Origin of the sequence: Micromonospora sp. NBC_01412 (assembly GCF_045040215.1) — a bacterium.
Taxonomy (GTDB): Bacteria; Actinomycetota; Actinomycetes; order Mycobacteriales; family Micromonosporaceae; genus Micromonospora; species Micromonospora rubida.
The window spans coordinates 4544232-4561175 of record NZ_CP109528.1; the positions used below are offsets into that span (position 1 = coordinate 4544232).

11 protein-coding genes are annotated in these 16944 nt (G+C 72.3%); 10 read left to right on the forward strand and 1 reads right to left on the reverse strand.

The window, feature by feature from the left end; genetic code table 11:
• Nucleotides 1-157 precede the first annotated feature (157 nt).
• Complete coding sequence (locus OG617_RS20865; RefSeq protein WP_405094728.1) at nucleotides 158-2785, forward strand: putative bifunctional diguanylate cyclase/phosphodiesterase; 2628 nt, start codon at nucleotides 158-160, stop codon at nucleotides 2783-2785.
• A gap of 33 nt (nucleotides 2786-2818) precedes the next feature.
• Here the strand turns inward: OG617_RS20865 and OG617_RS20870 are convergent, their stop codons facing one another.
• A complete protein-coding gene (locus OG617_RS20870) occupies nucleotides 2819-3838 on the reverse strand; it encodes a LacI family DNA-binding transcriptional regulator (protein ID WP_405094729.1) in 1020 nt (339 codons plus the stop codon).
• Nucleotides 3839-4217: 379 nt separating this feature from the next.
• Here OG617_RS20870 and OG617_RS20875 point away from each other — a divergent pair, with 379 nt between their 5' ends.
• The 9 genes from OG617_RS20875 to OG617_RS20915 all read left to right on the forward strand — a co-directional run bounded on the left by OG617_RS20875 (nucleotide 4218) and on the right by OG617_RS20915 (nucleotide 16804).
• Complete coding sequence (locus tag OG617_RS20875; RefSeq protein WP_405094730.1) at nucleotides 4218-5501, forward strand: extracellular solute-binding protein; 1284 nt, start codon at nucleotides 4218-4220, stop codon at nucleotides 5499-5501.
• Nucleotides 5502-5624: 123 nt separating this feature from the next.
• Nucleotides 5625-6641 carry a carbohydrate ABC transporter permease gene (locus OG617_RS20880; RefSeq protein WP_405094731.1) on the forward strand — a complete coding sequence of 339 codons (1017 nt, stop codon included), beginning with the start codon at nucleotides 5625-5627 and terminating at the stop codon, nucleotides 6639-6641.
• The gene (locus OG617_RS20885) at nucleotides 6638-7549 is read left to right on the forward strand and encodes a carbohydrate ABC transporter permease (RefSeq protein WP_405094732.1); all 912 of its coding nucleotides are present in this window, start codon (nucleotides 6638-6640) and stop codon (nucleotides 7547-7549) included. The genes OG617_RS20880 and OG617_RS20885 overlap by 4 nt, the downstream gene beginning before the upstream one ends.
• A complete protein-coding gene (locus OG617_RS20890; RefSeq protein WP_405094733.1) occupies nucleotides 7546-9981 on the forward strand; it encodes a glycoside hydrolase family 2 protein in 2436 nt (811 codons plus the stop codon). Before OG617_RS20885 ends, OG617_RS20890 begins: the two co-directional genes overlap by 4 nt.
• A gap of 188 nt (nucleotides 9982-10169) precedes the next feature.
• The gene (locus OG617_RS20895) at nucleotides 10170-10565 is read left to right on the forward strand and encodes an ArsR/SmtB family transcription factor (RefSeq protein WP_405094734.1); all 396 of its coding nucleotides are present in this window, start codon (nucleotides 10170-10172) and stop codon (nucleotides 10563-10565) included.
• Nucleotides 10562-12229, forward strand: a complete 1668-nt coding sequence (locus OG617_RS20900; RefSeq protein ID WP_405094735.1) for a SulP family inorganic anion transporter — start codon at nucleotides 10562-10564, stop codon at nucleotides 12227-12229. The genes OG617_RS20895 and OG617_RS20900 overlap by 4 nt, the downstream gene beginning before the upstream one ends.
• 101 nt (nucleotides 12230-12330) lie before the next feature.
• Nucleotides 12331-12708 (forward strand): nucleotide pyrophosphohydrolase, encoded by a 378-nt coding sequence (locus OG617_RS20905; RefSeq protein WP_405094736.1) that lies wholly within the window; start codon nucleotides 12331-12333, stop codon nucleotides 12706-12708.
• A 113-nt stretch (nucleotides 12709-12821) separates the two neighbouring features.
• A complete protein-coding gene (locus OG617_RS20910; protein WP_405094737.1) occupies nucleotides 12822-14726 on the forward strand; it encodes a DNA/RNA helicase domain-containing protein in 1905 nt (634 codons plus the stop codon).
• 110 nt (nucleotides 14727-14836) lie between these two features.
• Nucleotides 14837-16804 (forward strand): DNA/RNA helicase domain-containing protein, encoded by a 1968-nt coding sequence (locus tag OG617_RS20915; protein WP_405094738.1) that lies wholly within the window; start codon nucleotides 14837-14839, stop codon nucleotides 16802-16804.
• The last annotated feature ends 140 nt before the right edge of the window (nucleotides 16805-16944 follow it).

The following is a 16944-nucleotide window of genomic DNA, read 5'->3' on the forward strand; positions in this document are numbered from 1 at the left end:
TAACCGTTTCCTGTGGTGACGATGGATCGTTTCATCATGTTGGGCCGGCGAACCAGTCGCGCCCACGCCGCCCCGGACCGCCACGCCGGGCGACGCCGCCGACCGCAACCGCACCGTCGTACCGCACCGCCCGTGCCCCCTCACGAAGGCGATCGCCGTGTCCGTCGCGTATCCCTCCGGCACCTCCCGCAGCCTCCCGCGTCCCGCCGACCTGCTGGTGCTGGCGACGGCGGCGCTGCTCGCCCTCGCCGGCGGCGCCGGCGCGATCCCGCCGCTGGCCGCGGTGGCCCTCGCCGGCGCCGCCGGCAGCATCCTGGCCGGTGTCCGGCTGTCCCTGCTGGCCGCGCCCGTCCGGTCCGCCGGGTCGCCCGGCGATGGCCCCGACCGGGCCGGCCGCCGCGCCACCCGCTGCCGCTCGGCCGCCGGGCTGCTCGACGCGGCGGTGGCCACGGTCGGGCTGACCGTCGCGGTGCTACCCCTCGTCGGCACAGGCCTGCGGGTCGCCGTCGGCACGGCCGGTCTCGGGGCCGCAGCCCTGCTGCACACCGGCGGGCTGCTCCTGCTGCCCGGCCGCAGCCGGCTGCCGAACCGGGCCCGGGTCCGCCGCGTGGTCGACATCGTCAGCCTGGGCCTGAGCCTGATCTTCGCCGCCTGGGTGCTGCTCCCGCCGGGGGAGACCCCGCCAGCCGCCCGGGTCGCGGTGGTGGCCGGCGGGTTCGGCCTCGCGGTGATCGGCGTCGCGGCGCTGGCCGACTGGCGGCGCCGGCCCGGTGCGGCGATCTGCCTGCTCGGCGCCGGGGCGGCCCAGTTCGGCCTGCTCGGGCTGATCGTGCTGCTCGCCTACGACGCCCCGGACCGGGCCCTGCTGACCACCATCGGGCCGCTGGTCGTCGGGGCGCTGCTCACCGCAGCCGGGTGTCGCCGGGTGGCCGCCGGGGACCCGCGCCGCCCGGGTGGCCCGCCGCCCGTCTGGCCCCGGGTCAGCGCGCCGGCCGCGATCGCCGCCCTGGCCGCCGGCGGGCACCTCTACGCGCACGGCGACTTCACGCCGGGGGCGATCCTGCTCGGGCTGGCGGTGACCCCGCCGCTGGTGGTCCGGGAGCTGATGACCGCCACCGACAACCGCCGGTACGCCGCCCGCCTGACCGCCCAGGAGGCGCACTTCCGGGCCCTGGTCTCGGGCGGCGACGACCTGATCCTGCTGCTGGACGACGGGCTGCGGGTGCGCTGGCAGTCCCCGGCCGCGGCCCGGCTGTTCGGGCTGATCGACGCCGACGTGCTCGGCCGGCCCTTCGCCGACCTGTTGCACCCCGCCGACGTCCCGCGCGCCGCGCTGCTGCTCGACGAGGTGCGCGCCGGTGCCCGGCCGACGCTGCTGGCCGCCCGGATACGCGACGGGCACGGGGTGTGGCGGGAGACCGAGTCCACGATCAGCGACCAGCGCGGGGTGCCCGAGGTGCACGCGCTGGCGCTGCACGTGCGTGACGTCGGCGAGCGTCGCCGGCTGGAGCGCGCGGTGCACCGGCTCGCCGCGACCGATCAGCTCACGGGGTTGGCCAACCGCCGCGAGCTGCTGCGCGAGCTGGCCGCCCGGCGGGGCGGGCAGGGGGCGCTGCTGGTGGTGGACCTGCACGGCCTGGGCGCGGTCAACGACGGTCGCGGCCACGCGGTCGGCGACGTGGTCGTGGTGGAGGTGGCCCGCCGGCTGCGCGCGGCGGTCGGCCCGAACGACCTGGTGGCCCGGCTGGTCGGCGACGAGTTCGGCGTGGTCACCACCGCCGGCCCGGTGCTGGCGTACGCGCTGGGCACCCGGCTGCTGGAGGCGCTCGGCGAGCCGTACCGGGTGGCGGGCGACGAGGTCCGGTTGCAGGCCAGCATCGGCCTGGCCGAGATCCCCGACGCGGCTGCCGACGACGTGCTGCGCCAGGCGGACCTGGCCCGCCGGCGGGCCGCCCAGCTCGGGCGGGACCGGATCGAGTGGTACGACGCTTACCTGGAGGAGCAGCTCGTCCGCCGGCTCGATCTGGAGCGGGAGCTGCCCGGCGCGGTGGCCCGGGGCGAGCTGGACCTGGTCTACCAGCCGGTGCTCGGGCTGGCCGACCGGCTGCCGGTGGGCACCGAGGCGCTGCTGCGCTGGCGCAGCCCGGTGCTGGGCACCGTGCTCCCGGCCGAGCTGCTCCCCGTCGCCGAGGACCTGGACCTCGTCGGCGAGGTGGGCCGCTGGGTGCTGGACCGGGCCTGCCGCCAGCTGGCCGACTGGTCGGCGGGGGGTCGGCGGCTCTGGATGTCGGTGAACGTCACCCCTCGGGAGTTGGCCGCGCCGGACTTCCTCCAGCGCGCCGCGGCGGTGCTGGCCACCCACGGGCTGTCGCCGGAGCGGCTGGTGGTCGAGGTGGCCGAGCCGCGCATCGGCGCGGAGCTGTCGACGATGGTGGCCCGGCTCGCCGGGCTGCGCTCGCTCGGCGTGCGCACCGCGCTGGACGACTTCCGGGCGGCGCACGCCTCGCTGGCCCAGCTCCGCCGGCTCCCCATCGACCTGCTCAAGCTGGCCCCGCACCGGGTCGACGGGGCCGACGGCGGGCACAACCAACTGGTCGACGTGGTGGTCAGCCTCGGCGACCGGCTCGGCCTGGAAATCGTCGCCGCGCAGTTGGAGACGCCGGCCCAGGCGGACGCCGCCGGCCGGGCCGGCTGCCGCTACGGGCAGGGCTTCGCGCTGGCCCGCCCGGCGACGGCCGAGCGGGTGGAGGCGTACTTCGAGGAGTTCCCGTCCGCGTCCCGGTGAGGGGTCAGGGCCGGTGAGCGGTGCTGAACCGATTCACCTGACCCGGGGCGGCGCGGTGCTGCCCCGGGGCGTGAGGTGCGCGGTCTCGTCCTGGAGGCCGCCGGTCGGCTCGCCGGCGATCACCCGGAGCAGCTGCCGGGCGGCGTGCGCGCCGTACGCGGGGATGTCCCGGCCGAGGGCGGTCAGTGGCGGGTGCACGAGCTGGCACAGCGGGGAGTCGTCCCAGGCGACGATCGACAGGTCGCCGGGGACCTGAAGGCCCATCTCCTGGGCCACGGACAGCCCCGCTATCGCCATCACGTCGTTGTCGTAGATGACGGCGGTGGGGCGGTTCGGCGAGCTGAGCAGCCGCCGGGTGGCCCGCGCCCCCTCCTCGCCGGTGTAGTCCGACCAGACGGTGACCGACTCGTCGAGCCCGAGCCGCCCGCACACCTCGGTGAACGCGTCGCTGCGGATCTCGGTGTGCAGCAGCGCGGGCAGGCCGCCGACCCGGGCGATCCGGCGGTGGCCCAGGGCGACCAGGTACTCCACCGTCTCGGCCAGCGCCGCGGCCTCGTCGGACCAGACGCTGGCCAGCGAGCCGGTGTGGCCGGGGCCGCCGATCACCACGGCCGGCAGTTGCAGCTCCTCCAGCGCCGGCACCCGCCGGTCGTCGGTGCGCAGGTCGCAGACGAAGACCCCGTCCACCCGGCGCTCGGCCCACCAGCGCCGGTAGACCGCGATCTCCGCGTCCTGGTCGGCGACCACCTGGAGGGTCAGCGCGTACGACCGGGCCGACAGTTCGGCCTCGACGCCGCTGATCAGCTCCATGAAGAACGGCTCGATGCCGAGGATCCGGGCCGGGCGGCACAGGGCCAGGCCGACCGCCTTGGCGGTGGCGCCGGAGAGCGCCCGCGCGGCGCTGCTCGGGCTGAACCCGATCTCGGCGGCGATGGCCAGGATGCGCTGCCGGGTCGCCTCGGAGACGCCGCGCTGCCCGTTCAGCGCGTACGAGACCGCGCCCTTGGACACCCCGGCCCGCCGCGCGACGTCGGCGATGGTCGGCCGCTTCACCGGCGTGTCTCCTCCACTTGCTGGGCCCGCCCCGGGCGGGTGTCACGGCGCCGGGGTGACCGGCGGCCCTCACGCTACTGCAACCGGCCCGGCGGGTGCCCGGGCCGGAGTCGCCTCGCGGCTGGAATGACGGATCGCTTGCCCGGTTAAGGATACGGGTCGTCGGCCGGGGGCGGTTCGCCGCCGCCGTCGGTCGTTGGGCCGGAGAGGGGTCAACCACGCATGATCGCGCTCCCATGGCGGCCGGATGTTGCGGAACGACCCCGGGCTTAACCGCTCGTTGACACCGCAGAGACGGGATCGTACGGTGGCTTCACTTATCCGGTTCAGTCGACGTCTCTCGATGTCGGGAGCGTTCCCATCTTGCTCGGAGGATGACATGAAACGGTCCTGGACCCACTGGGCCCGCGCGGTCGCCGTGGGCGCGGTCAGCCTCGCCGTGGTGGCCGCGTGCAGCGGCAAGAGCGCCAGCGGCGGCGACGAGGCGGGCGGCGGCGCGGTCACCCTGAAGATCAACTTCTGGGGCGACTTCGGGCTCCAGGACCTGAAGACCAGGTACGAGGCCGCACACCCGAACGTCAAGATCCAGCTCAACTCGGGCGAGTACAACGCGCAGCACGAGGACCTGCAGAAGAAGCTGGTCGCCGGCTCGGGCGCGGCGGACATCGCCGCCATCGACGAGGGCTTCATGGTCCAGTTCCGCAGCCAGTCCGACAAGTTCGTCAACCTGCTGGACAAGGGCGCCGGGCAGTACGAGAGCAAGTACCTGCCGTGGAAGTGGAAGCAGTCGCTGTCCGCCGACGGCAAGACCCAGATCGGCCTCGGCACCGACGTCGGCGGCCTGGCCATGTGCTACCGCACCGACCTGTTCAAGGCCGCCGGCCTGCCCACCGAGCGGGACCAGGTCTCCGCGCTCTGGCCCACCTGGGACCGGTTCATCGAGGTCGGCCAGCAGTACACCGCCAGGACGAACAAGAAGTTCCTCGACGCCGGGACCAACCTGTTCAACCCGGTCCTCGGCCAACAGCAGACCGGCTTCTACAGCGAACAGGAGCAGCTCCAGATGGAGGGCGGCCCGAAGGTCGCCTTCGACTACACGGTCAAGGCCCTCCAGGCCAACATCTCGGCCAACCTGACCAGCTTCCAGGCCGACTGGGACAAGGGATTCACCAGCGGCGCCTTCGCCGTCCTCGCCTGCCCGGCGTGGATGCTGGGCCACATCAAGGACACCGCCCCCGGCACTGAGGGCAAGTGGGACATCGCGGCGGTGCCCGGCGGCGGCGGCAACTGGGGCGGGTCGTTCCTGACCGTCCCCAAGCAGAGCAAGCACGCCGACGAGGCGTACAAGCTGTTGGAGTGGCTGGTCCAGCCGGAGCAGCAGATCGAGGTCTTCAAGAAGGTCGGCAACCTGCCGTCGCAGCCGGCCCTGTACTCCGACCCGGCCATCGCCGAGTTCAAGAACCCGTTCTTCAACAACGCGCCGGTCGGGCAGATCTTCCCGAAGATGGCGCAGGGCCTCACCCCGCAGTACCTGGGCAGGAAGAACGGCCCGACCCGTGTCGCGGTGGAGAACGTCATCAAGCGGGTGGAGAACAAGACCCTCAAGCCGGACGCCGCCTGGGCGGAGGCGGTCAGGGAGGCCGAGAAGGCCGGCAGGTCCTGACGATCCGGTGACCGGTGGCGGGGCCGTCCCGCCACCGCCCCGGCGTCCCACCCCGGCACCCCGGCACCCCGACGCTCCGGCATCCCGCCCCGGAGACAGTCCACCTCGGCCCAGGAGCGTCCCATGTCCCCCACCCGTGCCGCGCCCGCCCCGCCGGGCCGTCGTACCCCGCGCAAGCGCGGCGCCGACGGCTCCGGGGCCGACGAGCGGCGGCTCACCTGGCGCAACCGGCTGTACCGCTTCGACATGCGCTACATGCCGTACCTGCTGATCGCCCCGTTCTTCCTGATCTTCGGAGTCTTCGGGCTCTTCCCGCTGATCTTCAACGGGGTCGTCTCGCTGCGGAACTACCAGCTCGACGACCCGACCCTGCCGCCCTGGGCGGGCTTCGACAACTTCGCGAAGCTGCTCGGCGACGAGGACTTCTGGAACGCGCTCTACAACACCTTTGGCATCTTCCTGCTCTCCTCGATACCGCAGCTCCTGCTCGCCCTGGTGGTCGCCTCGCTGCTGAACCGCAAGCTGCGCGCGCAGACCTGGTGGCGGGTCGGCATCCTGCTGCCGTACGTCACCCCGCTGGTCGCCTCGACCATGGTGTTCAGCGTCTTCTTCTCCCGCGACTTCGGCATGGCCAACTGGCTGCTCGGCCTCGTGGGCCTCGGGGGCGACGCCCCGGCCGACTGGCGGGCCGACAAGCCGCACTCCTGGATCGCCATCGCCACCATGGTCAACTGGAAGTGGATCGGCTACAACGCGCTGCTCTACCTGGCCGCGATGCAGTCCATCCCGCGCGACGTCTACGAGGCGTCGGCCATCGACGGCGCCGGCCCGTGGCGGCAGCTCTGGCGGATCACCGTGCCGATGATCCAGCCGGTCGTCGTCTTCACCGTGGTGCTCTCCACCATCGGCGGGCTCCAGCTCTTCACCGAGCCGATGCTGTTCGACCTGAACGCGCAGGCGGCCACCGGCGGCCCGAACGGCGAGTGGCAGACCATCGCCCAGCTCATCTACAAGGTCGGCTGGAAGGACCTCGACCTCGGCTACGCCGCCGCGATGTCCTGGGCCCTGTTCCTGATCATCCTCGTCGTCGCCGGCATCAACACGCTGTTGACGAACCGTCTGTCCGGAGGCCGCCAATGAGTGCCGTCGACACCGCGCCGAGGGCGGCCGACGGTGGGTCGCACGGGCGCAACCGGGCGCGGCTGAAGGGCCGGGCCCCGCAGGACACCGCCGCCGGCGTCTGGACGTACCTGCTGCTGGCGACGACGATCCTGCTCTCCGCGTTCCCGCTGTACTGGATGTTCGTCATCGCCACCAGCAACGACGAGGCGCTCGCGAAGATCCCGCCGGCGGTGGTCCCGGGCGACCGGTTCATGACGAACCTAAACGAGGTCTTCTCCCTCCAGGACGTCTACTTCGCCGCCGGCCTGGTCAACAGCGCCATCGTCTCCACGGCGGTCACCGCCTCGGTGCTGTTCTTCTGCTCGCTGGCCGGGTTCGCCTTCGCGAAGCTGCGGTTTCGGGGCAGCAGGTGGCTGATGCTCTTCGTGGTGCTCACCCTCACCGTGCCCAACCAGCTCGGCATCGTCGCGCTCTACATCGTGATGGGCAAGCTCGGCTGGAACGGCACCCTGCTCGCGGTCATCGCCCCCGGCCTGGTCACCGCGTTCGGGGTGTTCTACATGCGGCAGTTCATCCTCAACACCGTGCCCGACGAACTGGTCGAGTCGGCCCGGATGGACGGCGCGACCACGATGCGCGTCTACTGGAACATCGTGCTGCCGGCGATCCGCCCGGCGCTGGCCGTGCTCGGCCTGCTCACGTTCGTCGGCACCTGGAACGACTTCCAGTGGCCGCTGATCACGCTCAGCGGCACCGACTTCCCCACCTCGATGGTGGCCATCTCCGACCTGGCCAGCGGCAACTACGTGATCTACCGGAGGGTGCTCGCGGGGGCGTTCGTCGCCACCGTGCCGCTGCTGATCATGCTGTTCGTCGGTGGCCGCCAGATCGTCCGCGGAATCATGGAAGGTGCGGTGAAGTCGTGACCAGGCATCCGTTGCCCGAGGGGTGGGTGCTGCGGGCCGTCCCCGGCCCGCAGGTGCCGCCGGAGATCGTCGACCGGGCGGTCCCGGCGACCGTGCCCGGCTGCGTGCACACCGACCTGCTCGTCGCCGGTCTCATCCCCGACCCGTACCTGGACGACAACGAGACGGCGCTGGCCTGGATCGGGCGCACCGACTGGGTGTACGAGAACACCTTCGACCGGCCACCGGGCGACGCCGACCGGGTCGACCTGGCCTGCGCCGGCCTCGACACGGTCGCCACCGTCACCCTCAACGGGGCCGAGGTCGGCCGGGCCGAGAACATGCACCGAGGCCACCGGTTCGACGTCACCCCCGCGCTGCGGCCGGGGGCCAACACACTGGCCGTCCGCCTCGACTCGCCGTACCGCTACGCGGAGGCGCACCGGGACCGGCTCGGCGACCGGCCCAACGCGTACCCGGAGCCCTTCAACTTCATCCGGAAGACGGCCTGCAACTTCGGCTGGGACTGGGGGCCGACGGTGGTCACCGCCGGCATCTGGCAGGGCATCGCCCTGGACGCCTGGTCCACGGCCCGGCTGGCGACCGTCCGCCCGCTGGTCACCGTCGCCGACGGCGTCGGCCGGGTCGAGGTGCGCGTCGAGGTCGAGCGTACCGCCGAGGTGCCGGTCACCGTCCGCGCCGAGGTGGCCGGCGCCACCGCCGAGGCCGTCGTGGCGGCCGGCCAGCGCACGGCCGCGCTGACCGTCGAGGTCCGCGACCCCGCGCTGTGGTGGCCCCGGGGGTACGGGGACCAGCCGCTGCACCCCCTCACGGTGACCCTGCACGGCGCCGACGGGCGGGAGCTGGACGCCTGGTCCCGGCGGATCGGCTTCCGCACAATCCGCCTGGACACCGCCCCGGACGAGCACGGGTCCGCGTTCGCCCTGCACGTCAACGACGTGCCGGTGTTCGTGCGCGGCGTCAACTGGATCCCCGACGACGCGTTCCCCAACCGGGTGACCCGGGAGCGGCTGGCCGAGCGCTTCGACCAGGCCGCCGGGGCGAACATCAACCTGCTGCGGGTCTGGGGCGGCGGCCGGTACGAGTCGGAGGACTTCTACGAGCTGGCCGACGAGATGGGGCTGCTGGTCCAGCAGGACTTCCTGTTCGCCTGCGCGGCGTACCCGGAGGAGGAGCCGTTCGGCTCCGAGGTCGAGGCCGAGGCGCGCGAGCAGGTCACCCGGCTGGCCGCCCACCCGTCGCTGGTGCTGTGGACCGGCAACAACGAGAACATCTGGGGCTGGCACGACTGGGACTGGCAGGAGCCCCTCGCGGGCCGAACCTGGGGCCGGGGCTACTACCTGGACCTGCTGCCCCGGATCGTCGCCGAGCTGGACCCGACCCGCCCGTACTGGCCGGGCAGCCCCTGGTCGGGCGGCGACGAGATCCACCCGAACGACCCGGCGCACGGCACCACGCACATCTGGGACGTGTGGAACACCGACGACTACATCAAATACCGCGAGTACGTCCCCCGGTTCGTCGCCGAGTTCGGCTACCAGGCGCCCCCGGCGTACGCGACCCTGCGGCGGGCGATCTCCGACGACCCGCTCGCGCACGACTCGCCTGGCATGGCCCACCACCAGAAGGCCGCCAACGGCGACGCGAAGCTCCAGCGCGGCCTGGACGCGCACCTGCCGCCGCCGGCCGACTTCGACGAGTGGCACTACTTCACACAGCTCAACCAGGCCCGGGCCATCCAGCTCGGAGTGGAGCACTTCCGCTCGCACCGGCCGGTCTGCGCGGGCACCATCGTCTGGCAGCTCAACGACTGTTGGCCGGTGACCTCCTGGTCGGCGATCGACGGCGACGGACGCCGCAAACCCCTGTGGTACGCGCTGCGCCGCGCGTACGCCGACCGGCTGCTCACCGTCCAGCCCCGCGACGGCGGGCTGGCGCTGGTGGCGGTCAACGAGACCGGCCGGCCGTGGCGGGCCGCCGCCACGGTCACCCGGCTCACCCTGGCCGGCGAGCCGAGGGCGAAGACGACGTACGACCTCGACGTGCCGGCGTACGCCTCGGTGACGCTGGAGTTGCCGGCGGACCTGACGCGGCCGGAAGATGCCCGGCGGGAGTTGCTGGTGGCCGAGGCGGGTCAGGAGGCCGGGCGGGCATTCTGGGTGTTCGCCGAGGACCGCGACGCCGACTGGCCGGCTGCGGAGTTCGACGCGACGGTGGAGGACGTCGACGGCGACCAGCGGGTGCGGGTCACCGCGCGGACGATCCTGCGCGACCTGACCCTGTTCCCGGACCGGCTCGACCCTGGCGCCGAGGTCGACGACGCCCTGGTCACCCTGCTGCCGGGTGAGTCGGCGACGTTCGTCGTCCGCGCACCGCGCCCGCTCGACCCGGCGGCCCTCACCACCCGGCCGGTCCTGCGCACGGTCAACTGAATCCGACGGCCCCTTCCCGACGCCTCCGACGGCGGGAAGGGGCACACCACGTGCGGGATGTTGCGGTAACCCGACGCCGGGACGCCGCAGCATCCCGCACATCGTGTCGATCAGCTCACATGATGACTTGAAGAATTCCGCAAGTGGTAAATTCGTCATGTCTTCATCGATCGAGGGAGGGTCAACGGGTGTCCGTGCCGCTGTACCAGGCCAAGGCCGAGCTGTTCCGCACCCTCGGGCACCCCGCGCGGATCCGGGTGCTCGAACTGCTCCAGGACGGGCCGAAGCCCGTCCGGGAGCTGCTCGCGGCCATCGACGTCGAGGCGTCCAACCTCTCCCAGCAGCTCGCCGTGCTGCGCCGTGCCGGCATGGTCACCTCGTACCGGGACGGCCCCCTGGTCATGTACTCGCTCAGCACCCCCGACGTGGCCGACCTGCTGGCCGCCGGCCGGCGGATCCTCGGCGCGGTGCTCACCGACCGGGACGCCCTGCTCGACGAACTGCGCGCTGGCGGCACCGGTCCCGATCCCGACGCCGCCACGAGCGCCGGGTCGGATGGCTCGCGGGCCGGTCAGAGCCGGTGAGCGCCGCGACCGCCGCCGTCCGCGACCGGGTCCTCGGCCTGCTGCCCGGCCGCGCCGACTGGCAGGCGGTACGCCGCTCGCCCCGCCGGGACCTGCTCGCCGGGCTCACCGTCGCGATCGTGGCGCTGCCGCTGGCCCTCGCCTTCGGCGTCACCTCCGGCCTGGGCGCGCAGGCCGGGCTGGTCACCGCCGTGGTCGCCGGCGCGGTGGCGGCCGTCTTCGGCGGCTCCAACCTCCAGGTCTCCGGCCCCACCGGGGCGATGACCGTGGTGCTGGTCCCGGTGGTGCAGCAGTTCGGCCCGACCGGGGTGCTGATGGTGGGCGCGATGGCCGGCCTGGTGCTGATCGCCCTGGCGCTGGCCCGCCTCGGCCGGTACGTCCGCTACCTGCCCACCCCCGTCATCGAGGGCTTCACCGCCGGCATCGCCGTGGTCATCGCCCTGCAACAGGTGCCCGCCGCGCTCGGCGTGACCGACGCCCACGGCGACCGGGTGTGGGCGGTGGCCGCCGACGCGGTCGTCCGGTTCGTCGTACACCCCCGGCCGGCGGCCCTCGCGGTGGCCCTCGGCGTCGCGGCGCTGATGCTGCTCGGCGCCCGCTGGCGGCCCGGCCTGCCGTTCTCGCTGCTCGGCGTGGCCGCCGCGACGATCCTCGCCGAGACCGCCCCGGTCGACCTGGTCCGCATCGGCGCGCTGCCGCAGGGGCTGCCCGCGCCGTCGCTGGGCTTCCTCGACCTCGGCGCGGTCGGCGTGCTGCTGCCGTCCGCGCTCGCGGTTGCCGCCCTCGCGGCGCTGGAGAGCCTGCTGTCGGCCACCGTCGCCGACGGGATGACCGTGGGCGAGCGGCACGACCCGGACAAGGAACTGTTCGGCCAGGGGCTGGCCAACCTCGCCTCGCCGCTGTTCGGCGGCATCCCGGCCACCGCCGCCATCGCCCGCACGGCCGTGAACGTGCGCGCCGGTGCGTCGTCCAAGCTGGCCGCGCTGACCCACGCCGCCGCGCTCGCGGCGATCGTGCTCGCCGCCGCTCCGTTGGTCGGCCGGATCCCGCTCGCCGCGCTGGCCGGGGTGCTGCTCGCCACCACCGTACGGATGGTGGAGGCCGGCTCGCTCTGGGCGCTGGCGCGGGCCACCCGGGGCGACGCGCTGGTGCTCGTGCTCACCTTCACCGTCACGGTGATCTGGGACCTGGTGACCGCCGTGGCCGTCGGCATCGCCGTGGCGATCGTGATCGCGCTGCGCGCGGTGGCCCGCAGCGCCCGGCTGGAGCAGGTCCCGCTGGAGCCGGGGGAGCACAGCGCTGAGGAGCACGCCCTGCTCGACGCGCACATCGTGGCGTACCGGCTGGACGGGCCGCTGTTCTTCGCCGCCGCGCACAACTTCCTGCTCCAGCTCTCCGACGTCGCCGACGTCCGGGTGGTCATCCTGCGGATGTCTCGGGTGTCCACCATGGACGCCACCGGCGCGCAGGTGCTCGGCGACGCGATCCGGCGGCTGCGGGGGCGGGGGATCGCGGTGCTGCTCTCCGGCGTGACGCCGGGGCACGACCAGGTGCTCAGCGTGCTGGGCGTGGCGGAGGAACTGCGCCGCGACGGCCTGGTCTTCCCGGACACCCCGGCGGCGATCCGGCACGCCCGCCACCTGGCCCTGGCCGGCGCCCACTGACCTCTGGAGCGGCTCGCCTGATGGGCCAAGGCGGCGGGGCGCCAGCCGTGTCAGGATCTGCGGTGGCACCGACGTACCCATCGAAACGAGCCGAGACATACATGAGCCGGAGTGACGACCGCAACCTGGAGACCGTGGCGGCGCTTGCCGACCAGCTACGGAGGTTCGCCCAGGACCGGGAGTGGCAGCAGTTCCACACGCCGAAGAACCTGGCGATGGCGTTGGCCGGCGAGGTCGGGGAACTGCTGGCGGAGTTGCAATGGCTGACGCCGGAGGAGTCGATCCGGCTGATGGCCGATCCGGAGCTGGGTGGCCGGGTGCGCGCCGAGATCGGCGATGTCATGATCTACCTGACCCGGCTGGCCGACGTACTCGGGATCGACCTGGTCCGAGCGGCAGAGGACAAGCTGGCGGAAGCGGGCCGGCGATACCCGGCGGACCGGGTGCGGGGCTCGGCTGCCAAGGCGTCGGAGTCGTAGCCGTAGATTGATCTTATAGATAGGGTCTTCGGGTAGAAGGCGGTCCGATGGGCTTTCCGGAGCACGGACAGCCCCGGCCGCGAACACTTCGTGCTGCCTGGAGGCTCTTCCCCATGTCGGCGTACCGCACGTCTGCTGCTGGCCTGTTGCGACTCGCCACCGACGGCAGCCTGGTCGACGTGTTGGCCGAGCGGGCCCGGCACAGCGGCCACGGAGTGGCTCCCGCCGAGAAGCGGGCCTGGGCGCGCAGTCTGCCCGTGCTGGCCCAGGATCTCGTCGACGCCGGCCTGGCCCAGGTCGAGGTGCTGGTCGAGTACCAGCTCCCGCTGACGAGCCGACGCATCGACGCGGTCCTGGCGGGAACGGACCCCCGCACCGGGGACGACTCGTACCTCGTGGTCGAACTCAAGCAGTGGAGCTATGCCACGGCCTACGAGGAATCCGACACCCTGGTGGCCGTCGAACAGGTCCGCGGGCCACGGCTGCACCCCGGTGTCCAGGTGGCCGACTACTGCCGTTATCTCAGCGACTTCCTGGGGATCCTCGGCCGGGAGCAGAAGCGGTTGAGCGGTGCCGCGTACCTGCACAACGCGGTGGACCGGGACGTCGTCGACCTGCTCGACCGGCCGGCCACCGAGCAGAGCCGGATCTTCACCGGGCAACGCCGGGGCCGGTGGCTCGACCACCTGCGCAGCCGGTTCGCCGCCAGTTCGGGGGCGGGTGCCGCGGACCGGTTCCTGACCAGCACCGTGCGCCCGAGCCGGCACCTGCTGGCGTACGCGGCGGCCGAGCTGAAGGAAAGCTCGCACTTCACCCTGCTCGACGAGCAGCACGTCGCGTACGAGCTGGTCATGCACGCGGTCGAGCGGGCCCGGACGGCGAACCACAAGAAGGCGGTGATCGTGGCGGGCGGGCCGGGCAGCGGCAAGAGTGTGATCGCCCTGTCGGTCCTCGGTGAGTTGGCGCGGCAGAACCGGTCCGTGTTGCACGCCACCGGCTCCCGGTCCTTCACCCAGACCCTGCGCCGCTACGCCGGCCGGGGATCGACCCGCCTGCAGAGCCTGTTCAAGTACTTCAACAGCTTCATGGACGCCGGCGCGAACGACATCGAGGTGCTGATCTGCGACGAGGCGCACCGGGTGCGCGAGACCTCGGTGAACCGGTACACGACCAAGGCCCGCCGAGACGTCGCCCGTCCGCAACTGGAGGAACTCCTCTCCGTCGCCCGGGTGCCGGTCTTCCTCCTCGACGAGCACCAGGTGGTCAAGCCCGGTGAACTGGGCAACGTCGAGGTCATCTCGGCGTTCGCCGAGAAGCTGGGCCTGGAGCTCGATGTCGTCTCGCTGCACGACCAGTTCCGCTGCGGCGGCAGCGAGGCGTACGAGCAGTGGGTCCTGGACCTGCTCGGCCTCGACGGCGGCGAGCCGTCCGTCTGGTCGGGTGACGGCCGGTTCGACGTACGGGTCGTGGAGTCGCCGTGGGAGATGGAGGAGTGGCTCGCCGACCGGCAGGAGACCGGCGGCACGGCCAGGATGTCGGCCGGCTACTGCTGGCCCTGGAGCGACCCGAGGCCGGACGGCACGCTCGTGCCGGACGTGACCATCGGCGACTGGGCCAGGCCGTGGAACGTCAAGAGCGAACGCAGCGTCGGCGACGCCCCGGGAAGCGCCTACTGGGCCACCGACCCGAACGGGTTCGGGCAGGTCGGCTGCGTCTACACCGCGCAGGGCTTCGAGTACGACTGGTCGGGCGTCGTCATCGGCCCGGACCTGGTGGCCCGGGACGGGCGGCTGGTGACTCGCCGCGAGGAGTCAAAGGACCCGGCTTTCCGTAGCAAGAAGTCGGTCAGCGACCAGGAGGCGGACCGGCTCATCCGCAACACGTACAAGGTGCTGCTCACCCGGGGAATGCGGGGCACAGTGCTGTACGCGACGGATGAGGAGACCCGCGAGTACCTGCGCGGCCTGGTGCGGGTCGAGCACGCGCCGGAGGTCCGGTTCGAGAAAGCGGCCGGGTAGCGGCAGCCGAAGCGTGTCGCTAGGGTGACGGTCGGTTGAGCGGAACGACGGGCTTCCTGTGAGGGAGATGCCCCCACCGCACGAGATTCTCGTGTCTTGGGGGTCCGTCAGTGCCGGCGTACCAGACCACACCCGCCCAGATCCTGGAGCTGGCCGAAGCGGGGCGACTCGTCGACGAGGTCTCCGCGCACCTGGTCGCCACCGGGTACTCGGTGCAGGAGCCCGAGCGGGAGTCGTGGCGCAGGAGCCTGCCGGCGCTCGCCCAACACCTCTGCGAACTGGGGTTCGGTGACCTCGACGCGCTGGTGGAGTACCAGCTTCCCCGCAGCAGCCAACGGATCGACGTCATCCTGGCCGGTGCCGAACCGCTGCACTCGCGCCCGGCGTACCTGGTCGTCGAGCTGAAGCAGTGGAGTGCGGCGGAGCGGTACGACGAGGCCGGTTGCCTCCTGCGGGCACCGTGGACGTCGAGGCCGCTGCTGCACCCCTCGGTGCAGGTCGAGGCGTACTGCTCCTACCTGGTGGACCACCTTGAGCGGCTGCGCGAATGGCCGGAAGCGGTGCATGGCATGGCGTACCTGCACAACGCCACTGCCGGCAGCATCCCCGATCGGCCGTCGCCCCGGAGCTACCGCAACATGCTCTACACGCCGGACCACGCCGACCGCTTCCCCGGCTACCTGGCGGCAAGGTTTTCCAAGGTCCGCGACGGGCGTGCCGCGCACCGGCTGTTGACCAGCCCGGTGCGACAGAGCGCGCGGCTACTGGCGATCGCGGCCGACGAGGTGGGCAGCCGGAGGCATTTCGTCCTGCTCGACGAGCAGCGTGAGGCATACGAGCTGGTCATGCGGGCGGTTCGGTGGGCCGACGCGGGCCGACGCAAACGAGTCGTGGTGGTGTCCGGTGGGCCGGGCACCGGCAAGAGCGCCATCGCGCTCGACCTCTTCGTCGACCTGCTGCGGGAGGGGCGTCAGGTCAACCACGCCACCGGCTCGAAGGCGTTCACCCGAACCCTGCAGCTCTACGCCCGCAAGCAGCCGCTGCACCCGTCGCAACGGTCTGATCGGCTGTTCAAGTACTTCATGAACTTCACGACCAGTCGGAAGGACGGGCTCGACGTGCTGATCTGCGACGAGTCGCACCGGATCCGGGAGCGCAGCGCACGTGGGTCGTGGCGGGCCGACCGACCGCAGGTGCAGGAGCTGATCGACGCGGCAAAGGTGCCGGTCTTCCTCCTCGACGACCACCAGGTCGTGCGGCCGGACGAGGTGGGCAGCATCGCCGCGATCAGGGAGGCGGCGCATCGTCTGGACCTGGAGGTGGACGAGGTCACCCTGGGCGCGCAGTTCCGGTGTGGCGGCAGCCCTCGGTACGAGCGGTGGGTGCGCTGCCTGCTGGGGCTGGAGAACACGGACCCGTACCGGTGGACCGGGGACGAGAACTTCCGGCTGGCGCTGGCCAACTCGCCCGAGGAGATGGAGTCGATCCTTCGGCACCAGAACGATCAGGGCGAGACGGCCAGGATCTCGGCGGGCTTCTGTTGGCCGTGGACGACGAAGTCTCGGGGCGGACGGCTGGCGCCGGACGTCCGCATCGACGGGTGGGCGCGTCCGTGGAACGCCTATGAGGAGGCTCCGCCGCCCGGTATCCCGTCGAGTTCCTACTGGGCGACGGACCCCGGCGGGTTTCACCAGATCGGCTGCATCTACACCGCGCAGGGCTTCGAGTACCACTGGTCGGGGGTGATTCTGGGACCGGATCTGGTGGTACGGGGCGGTCGGTTCGTCACCCGGCCCGGCGAGTTGCGTGATCCCCAGCTGGCTTCCCGCGACGGAGTGGCCAAGGCGAGAAATCTCGACCGGTTGATCCGCAACGCGTACAAGGTGCTGCTCACCCGGGGATTGTTCGGCACCCTTCTCTACTCGGTCGATCCGGAGACACAGGAGTTCCTGTCGCGGCTGATGCCTCGCCCCCGCCGTCGTGGCCCGGCGGTTGCGCCGGGCGTGCGGCGGGTCGGCGAACGGGTGGGAAGAGACACCATCCAGCAGGGACTGTCGGATTCCCGACGGAAGAGCTGACAGGGTGGCGTAGGGAATCCGAATTCCCAGGTGAGGCACCGAATCGGGGCGGTCAATACCGCTTTCCAACGTCCGGTTCACTTGTCTTGACCTGACGGCTATGGGCAGCAATGACAGCGGACGGTACCGTCCACCGGGCT